The organism is Vibrio sp. OPT46 (assembly GCF_015163535.1).
Classification (GTDB): domain Bacteria; phylum Pseudomonadota; class Gammaproteobacteria; order Enterobacterales; family Vibrionaceae; genus Vibrio; species Vibrio alginolyticus.
Map to the genome: position 1 here is coordinate 1 of NZ_JADDYG010000494.1, position 566 is coordinate 566.

General features: G+C 46.3%; 1 protein-coding gene. It reads left to right on the plus strand.

Translation table 11 applies throughout. The features are described from left to right. Positions 1-47 precede the first annotated feature (47 nt). Positions 48-566 (plus strand): c-type cytochrome (locus tag IQR33_RS33835; RefSeq protein WP_228014042.1); only part of this gene is annotated, 519 nt, incomplete at its 3' end.

Sequence of the window (566 nt, forward strand, 5' to 3'; positions counted from 1 at the left end):
GAAAATCTTGCTTACTACTTTGCCTCATTACGTTACTAGGAGCAGTCATGAAACGTTTCTATTCTTTGTTCGCACTGCCTTTCATTTCTACGCTCGTACTAGCTAACGATCCATTACCGGACCGCCAGAAAGAGCTACCTGCGATAGAAAAAGAAAAGCACGGTGAATACTTAAAATCGCGTGATCTCAGCACAATCCCAAACACCGCATTTGGTGAGCAAGTAAAACATGGTTACTCGCTCTTTGTTAACTCACAACAAATGCGCGGAAAATACGTTGGCAACGAACAAAACTGTGTGAACTGCCATATGGAGGCAGGACGAAAAGCAAACGCTGCGCCACTGTGGGCAGCTTACATGGCATACCCTGCATATCGTAAGAAAAACGATCGCGTAAACAGCTATGCTGACCGTATCCAAGGTTGTTTCGAGTATTCCATGAATGGTAAAGCGCCCGCTTACGATTCGCCAGAAATTGTTGCCCTTAGTGCTTACGCCTACTGGTTAGCGATGGGCGGCTTGCTTGACAAACATGGTATGGCGGATGAACCCATTCCAGAGCTAGAC